Raw genomic sequence first — 6,465 nt, 5'->3', positions numbered from 1 at the left:
GCTGGCGTCAGGTTGGGGTATACCCAAGGCTTTGGCCGCCTCTACTGGGTTAGAAAATAGGGCTATCCTCATGCGCGTCCCTCAATACCGGGAATGAAATTTCTGTTCCGAAGTGTCCCTCTACCAGGACGGGCCTAGCGGGGGAACTGTTGAAGATGAGTTGCTTTACCTCGGGACGTGCGCAGTGGCCGGCCGGCTCCGCCCCGTTTTTTGGAAACGCAATCGTGTCGAGGTCGATATCGGCAGTTACGAATTCCTCGGTGTGGGCATCGACTGGTTCGGAGAGTAATGCCGAATCGGGGCCATAGATGCTTGCGAGGCCTCCTCCGCCGTTGTAAATCGGGGTGAAAGCAGCGGTGCTTAGTCAGCAACAACTCGTGCGTCAATGAGGAAGGGACCGGTTCGTTCCAGGGCTTCCCTGTACACTATCTCGAATTCTTCCCGGGTCTCAGTTCTCTGTGCCGGCACGCCGTAACCTTCGGCGACGGCAACGAAGTCGATCCTCCCAAGCTCCAGACCCGGAACATTGGGGACGCCCATGCGCTTGGCGAACGCGGCCAAGGCACCGTAGCTGGAGTTGTTGACGATGACGAACACGGTACGGGTCTGACGTTGCGCGGCGGTATATAGGGCTGTAATACCGTAGTTGGCCGAGCCGTCACCTACCGTAGCGACGATGGTTTTCCCCGGGTCGCCCAGCGCCATGCCCACCGCTGCCGGGAGGCCGAACCCTAGACCTCCTGATGCGGGGAAGTGGTACATGCCTGGACGATCAATGGCGATGCGTTCCAGGTATTCCAGGTCCAGGGTGGTCGTTTCATTGACGTACGCCACATTGGGGCCGGCATTGGTGTTCAGCACCTCAAGGACCTCGGTGCCCGTCATTCCATCCGCCGAGTTTCTGGCGGCGGGGAGGACGCGTGTACCGCGGGCCCCCCGCCGCTGCCCGCGGTCCCTCACACCCTCAGAGAGGGTCTTTGCCGCGCCGGCAATATCGGCAACAATCGCCCGCCCATACGGCGCCCGGGTTGCTTCGCGAGGATCCTGGGTCAGGTGTACCACCTGTGTTCCGGCAACAAGATAGTTTCCCGGCTCCCAGCGGTGGTACCGAAAGACTGCGGCACCCAGTACGAGAACCACATCATGTTCTGCCAGGCGTTCCCGCACTGAAGAAATACCGGGAACGAGGACACCGGCGAAATTCGGGTGCGTGGTGGGGAAAGGACAACGGGACGGCGATGGAGCGACATAGACAGAAGCGTCGGCCTTTTCTGCGAGGCAGACAACGGCTTCGAAGACGCCTGCGTCGAGTACGGCAGCTGCGTCCACCTGCGGCCCGACCACAAGGGCCAGGCTCCTTGCGCCATCCACTACGGCGATAAGTTCCTGCCTGAGTTCCGGCGTCAGACTCCCGGTTGAAGACACGGAACGCGCATTGAGTAAAAAGTCATCCTCAAGGGCCGTTTCTGCCCAGTCATCGAGCGGAACCGAGACGTAAACAGGCCCACAGGGTTGCGTAGACGTTTCGAAAATGGCTTGGGCTAAGGTCCGGGGTACGTCTGCCGGTGAGAGGGGTTCGTGCGAGTACTTCACCAGTGGCGCCGGCAGTGCGGCGGCATCTGCGCTGGCGAGCATCGTCTCCTGGCCCACGGTTCGCCGCACTTGCTGTCCGGCGAGAATGACCATTGGTGTGTGTCCGTACCGGGCGTTAGTCAGGGCGCCCATGGCATTGCCGGACCCTGAGGCGGCATGAAGACTTACGAGTGCAGGTCGCCCGGTAGCCCGGGCATAGCCCTCGGCCATGCCCACAACGACCTGTTCGTGCAGGCCGAGGATAAAATCGAAGTCGTCGGTGAGGCCCGCAAGGAACGGGAGCTCATTGGATCCGGGGTTCCCGAAAATGGTGGTCATGCCTTGGGCCCGGAAAACGTCCAAGCTGGATTCCAGAACAGTCTTTTTGGCGGTCACGGGCGTCCTCTTTCAAGTTGATGCTGCGGAGATCAGGGAATGAGCAGAGCGGCCGGTCGGGAGCTCGGCGTCTTCAGGAGCCGAGCTCGTCAAGACACGTCGCTGACCCTGTGTCCCGTCCTCAGGTCCCTGAAGTCAGAGGACGCTTACATGTGGAGCGCGGGTTTGTTGTGAACTATCTGCCTTACGCGGTGTTCGATCTGTTCTCTGAAACCCGCCAAATGAGCACAGAGTCCGTGTGTGTAAAGAGTCGGCGTCCCGCTCCACCTTCAAGGTGAAGCCAGAGGATTGAACCGTCTTCGGTCACATCATCAACTCGGCCGGATAGTTCAGCCGCGTTGTTCTCAACGAGGAAAACATGTTCTCCTGGGGCCAGCATTGTCCAGTCCCGAACGTAAGCAGCATTGCTGGGGGGCAAAAACGTTCCACCATGCCTCTCTGTTTTGCTGCCTGCACGCAGCAGTGACCGGGCTCGCGCCATGTTTCCTCCATGTGGTGTCTTTAAACTTGTCGGTGACTAAGGTGCCTGCGTCTCAGGAGGTCAGGATCTATCTCGTGTAGGGGTCGGTGATGCCGATGTATTGGGTGGTGGTGTATTCGGCGATGCCTTCGGAGCCGCCTTCGCGGCCGAGGCCTGATTGTTTGACGCCGCCGAAGGGTGCTGCGGCGTTGGAGATGACGCCGGCGTTGAAGCCGACCATGCCGAATTCGATCTGCTCTGCCACACGGAGGAGGCGGTTGAAGTCGCGGCTGTAGAGGTAGGAGGCCAGGCCGTATTCGGTGGCGTTGGCGAGCCGGATGGCGTCCTCTTCGGTGGTGAACGTGGTGACGGGGGCGACGGGGCCGAAGATTTCCTGGCTTAGGATCTCCGCGTCGTTGGGCACGTTGGCCAGGACCGTGGGCTGGTAGAAGTAGCCGGGTCCATCGACGGGGGTGCCGCCGGTGATGGCTACCGCTCCTGCGTCGATGGCGGCACTCACCAGGGCGTGGACGTCATCGCGGGCGCCGGCGTCGATCAGGGGTCCGACCTGGCTGCCGGATCCGGTTCCGCGGCCAACGGCCAGGGCGCCCATGGCGGCGGCGAACTTGCGGGTGAACTCCTGTGCAATGGATTCCTGGACCAGGAAGCGGTTGGCTGCGGTGCAGGCCTCGCCCATGTTGCGCATTTTGGCGGCCATGGCCCCTTCGACGGCGGCATCGAGGTCGGCGTCCTCGAAGACGATGAACGGTGCGTTGCCGCCGAGCTCCATCGAGGTGCGCAGCACGTTCTGTGCGGCGGCGGCGATCAGCCGCTTGCCCACCGGGGTGGAACCGGTGAAGGAAATTTTACGGAGCCGCGGGTCGGCGAGCAGCGGCCCGGAAATCCCGGAGGCGGAGGAAGAGGCGACGACATTGAGGACCCCGGCGGGGAGGCCGGCGTCGAGCATGGTCTGCGCGAAGAGCTGGGCGGTGAGGGGGGTGAGCTTGGCCGGTTTGAGGACCATGGTGCAGCCCGCGGCGATCGCGGGTGCGACCTTGCGGGTGGCCATCGCCAGGGGGAAGTTCCACGGGGTGATGAGCAGGCAGGGCCCGACGGGTTTGTGCTGGACCAGGATCTTGTTCTTGCCCTCGGGGGTGGTGAGGTAGCGGCCGTAGTCGCGGACGGTCTCTTCAGCGAACCAGCGCAGGAACTCCGCCCCGTAGGCGACTTCGCCGCGGGCTTCGCCCAGCGGCTTGCCCATCTCCAGGGTCATCAGCAGGGCGAAGTCCTCGGCCCGCTCGGTGACCAGGTCAAAGGCCCGGCGCAGGATCTCGGCCCGCACCCTCGGTGCCGTGCGGGCCCAGGACGCCTGGACGGCGTCGGCCGCGTCCAGGGCGGCCAGGGCGTCCTCGCTCGTCGCGGAGGCGAGGGTGGCCAGCACCTCCCCGGTGGCAGGATCGTGCACGTCGAACGTGCCCCCGTCGGACGCCTCCCGCCACTGTCCGTTGATCAGCAGGCCCGTGGGCACGGAGGCGAGGAGGGAAGTTTCGCGGTCGATCGTCAAAGTCGTGGTTTCAGCCATGTCGGCTCCTTAGGATGCGTAGCTCAGTGTCTTAGAGTTCAACCCGCTGGATTCGCGGTGGGTCTGCGACGGGGATGGCGGGAAGTGGGAGATGGACCATTCGTGAACCTTTTGGACGTCTTGGTTCAGCTGTTCCGTGAGTGCCTGGACATTGTCGAAGGCGCGTTGCGGCCGGATTTTGATGGCGAGTTCAACACGGATTCTTCGGCCGTAGAGGTTCTCGGTGAAATCGAGGAGATGGGCTTCCATCAGGCGCTGCCCGGCTTCGCCATAAAACGTCCGGCGGCGGCCGATTGATACTGCCGCAGGGAACCATCTGTCCGATTCGATTTGCACGATCGCTGTCCAGACGCCGTCCTGGACGTCTTCGTTGTCGAGCGGGATGTTGGCGGTGGGGAAACCAAGGAGTCTGCCCCGCTGGTCGCCGTGTTCCACGATGCCTTCGATGACTGTCACTGGTGAGTCCTCTTTCAGATATGCGGTGCTGCCTGGATGACGGCGTCCAGCCAGGGGACGCGGTTGGAGAACCGGCTGATTTTGGACGGGACGCTCCAGCGGTAGGCGTCATGTTCGTCGTTGATCGTTAGTCTGCGGCGCGTGGTTGTGGCAGTGAAGGTGTGCACCAGCCAGGGGTTTCCCTTGTGGTCGGGAATCAGGAGCTGTTCTCCGCGTTGAAAATCGGCGAGGTCCTCTCGCATGAGTCCTGCTTCTTCCTCGAGTTCGGTCAGGGCTTGCTGTTCGGGGGTGACGTTCGGCTCGAGGTACCCGGTGATGCAGTGCCAGAGACCGCGTTCGTGTCCGACGGACTGGCTGCGCTTGAAGAGGGCGATCCGGCCGCGCCACTGAACGACGGTGGCGATGACCTCGCGTGGAAGGTCTGCCGTGGCGTTGCGGTCTTCAGGGACCGTCGTTTGCGGTGTCAGGGTGATCATGTGGTGCTCCGGTGTGGCGGGTTTTCACAGGCGGGAGTGGGCGTTCCGCACTGTACGGGTAAGGAACTGGTCACTGGTCATCACTTCGCACATCGGTGAGAGGAGTTCCAGGAGCGCCAGCGTCTGCTGCTGGGCTTGATCGGTGACGGCGGCACAGGCATCGGAGATGACGGTGACGAACCGTCCGGCGTCAACGGCGCCAAGGGCGGTGGACAGGACACAGCAGTCGGTGGCTACCCCGGTCAGGASCATTTCGGTCCCTTCCGGGATGAGGGCTGCCAGCTGGGGTCCCCACTTGGAGAACGTCGGCGCATCGACCACCGTTGCCGTGCCTGGGACATTCATGGTGATGTCCCAAGCGTTGGAATCGGTGGGGAACCGCATCTCGTTCCATCGCTGGTAGTAAGCGGCCCAGGCACCGTGTTCGGTCTCGTCGCGGACGAAACGGGTGAACACGGCGCCCGATCCGAGTTCTTGCTGGAGCTGTTCGATAACGGGGACGATCTCGTCGTAGCGGGGAACCTGCCATTGTCCCTTGTCCTGGAAAACTCGCTGCATGTCGATGACGACGAGCCTGGGCGCGCCGGGGCCAGGGGCGGGTGTCACAGGGTCCGTCCGGCGGGGGTGCGGTCCAGCATCTCGTGGCCGGAAAGGCGCTGGCGCCGGTGGGTGGCGAAGTAGACGGCGGCCGCGACGGCTGCTCCGACGTAGTAGGAGAGGTCGCCGATCTGGGGAATCGCGGCGGCGATGGGGCCGGTGTAAATGGAGGACATCCAGAAGGGGGAGGATAGTGCGACGCCGGCGGCCCAGGCCACGAAGCCCCATTCGAATTTGCGGGACTTGTCGAAGAGTTCGCGCAGGCCGCGTTCGGTGCGGCGGCCTCCGAACAGGTAGTCGCACACCAGGACGGCGACGTAGGGGGCGATGCAATAGGCGGTGAGGTTCAGGAAGGCAGTGAATCCTTCGTTGAAGCCTTCCTGTCCCCACAGCGCGACCAGGTAGGAAGCGACGCAGATGAACACGACGCCGATGTGGCGTTTGACGGGGACACCCATGGTCTGGATGGAAATGGCGCCGCCGTACACGTTCAGGAAGTTTTGGGTGAAGGAGGACAGGGCGACGACGCCGAGGCCGACGGCGGCCCAGGGGCCCATTGTTTCTTTGAGCGCTCCGATGCTGTCAGTTGCGGTGGTCGTGGAGCCGAGCAGTGTGCCGAGAATGCCCATCCAGACCAGGGTGATGAAGTTTCCGAGCATGGTGGCCCAGCCGGCGCCGCGGCGGTTGCCGGGGGTGTTGGGCAGGTATCGGGAGTAGTCGGAGGCGAAGGGCATCCAGGCGACGATGAAGGAGAAGAACCAGCCGAAGAAGATGATCCATCCGCCTACGCCGTCGAAGCCTTTGGCGGATTCGTTGAAGGTGTTCTCGATGCGTCCGTTGGCGGCGGCTATCACGGTGATGAAGATGAAGCCGATTACCAGCACGAAGGACAGGATGCGCTGCAGGAAGTGGATGAGGTTGTATCC

General features: G+C 62.9%; 6 protein-coding genes. All 6 read right to left on the bottom strand.

Translation table 11 applies throughout. From position 1 onward, the window contains the following. Nucleotides 1-360: 360 nt before the first annotated feature. On the bottom strand, nucleotides 361-1,968 hold the full coding sequence (gene mdlC / locus AC1D1W_RS19285; RefSeq protein ID WP_476944536.1) for a benzoylformate decarboxylase: 1,608 nt from the start codon (nucleotides 1,966-1,968) through the stop codon (nucleotides 361-363). Nucleotides 1,969-2,516: 548 nt separating this feature from the next. Next, nucleotides 2,517-4,010 carry an NAD-dependent succinate-semialdehyde dehydrogenase gene (locus AC1D1W_RS19280; protein WP_476944535.1) on the bottom strand — a complete coding sequence of 498 codons (1,494 nt, stop codon included), beginning with the start codon at nucleotides 4,008-4,010 and terminating at the stop codon, nucleotides 2,517-2,519. Nucleotides 4,011-4,019: 9 nt separating this feature from the next. After that, on the bottom strand, nucleotides 4,020-4,466 hold the full coding sequence (locus AC1D1W_RS19275) for a riboflavin kinase (RefSeq protein WP_476944534.1): 447 nt from the start codon (nucleotides 4,464-4,466) through the stop codon (nucleotides 4,020-4,022). Between the two features lie 14 nt (nucleotides 4,467-4,480). Next, complete coding sequence (locus tag AC1D1W_RS19270) at nucleotides 4,481-4,942, bottom strand: NUDIX domain-containing protein (protein WP_476944533.1); 462 nt, start codon at nucleotides 4,940-4,942, stop codon at nucleotides 4,481-4,483. A 24-nt stretch (nucleotides 4,943-4,966) separates the two neighbouring features. After that, nucleotides 4,967-5,548 carry a cysteine hydrolase family protein gene (locus AC1D1W_RS19265; protein ID WP_476944532.1) on the bottom strand — a complete coding sequence of 194 codons (582 nt, stop codon included), beginning with the start codon at nucleotides 5,546-5,548 and terminating at the stop codon, nucleotides 4,967-4,969. Next, nucleotides 5,545-6,465: purine-cytosine permease family protein (locus AC1D1W_RS19260; protein WP_476944531.1), on the bottom strand; the 921-nt coding region annotated here is incomplete at its 5' end. The genes AC1D1W_RS19265 and AC1D1W_RS19260, both read right to left, overlap by 4 nt.

The organism is Arthrobacter sp. P1_B4 (genome assembly GCF_056406555.1).
This window is presented reverse-complemented; position numbering and strand designations above follow the sequence as displayed.

Excerpts from the sequence above, each read along its gene's own strand:
- AC1D1W_RS19280 (WP_476944535.1), bottom strand. The coding sequence starts at position 4,010 with ATGGCTGAAACCACGACTTTGACGATCGACCGCGAAACTTCCCTCCTC.
- AC1D1W_RS19270 (WP_476944533.1), bottom strand. The coding sequence starts at position 4,942 with ATGATCACCCTGACACCGCAAACGACGGTCCCTGAAGACCGCAACGCC.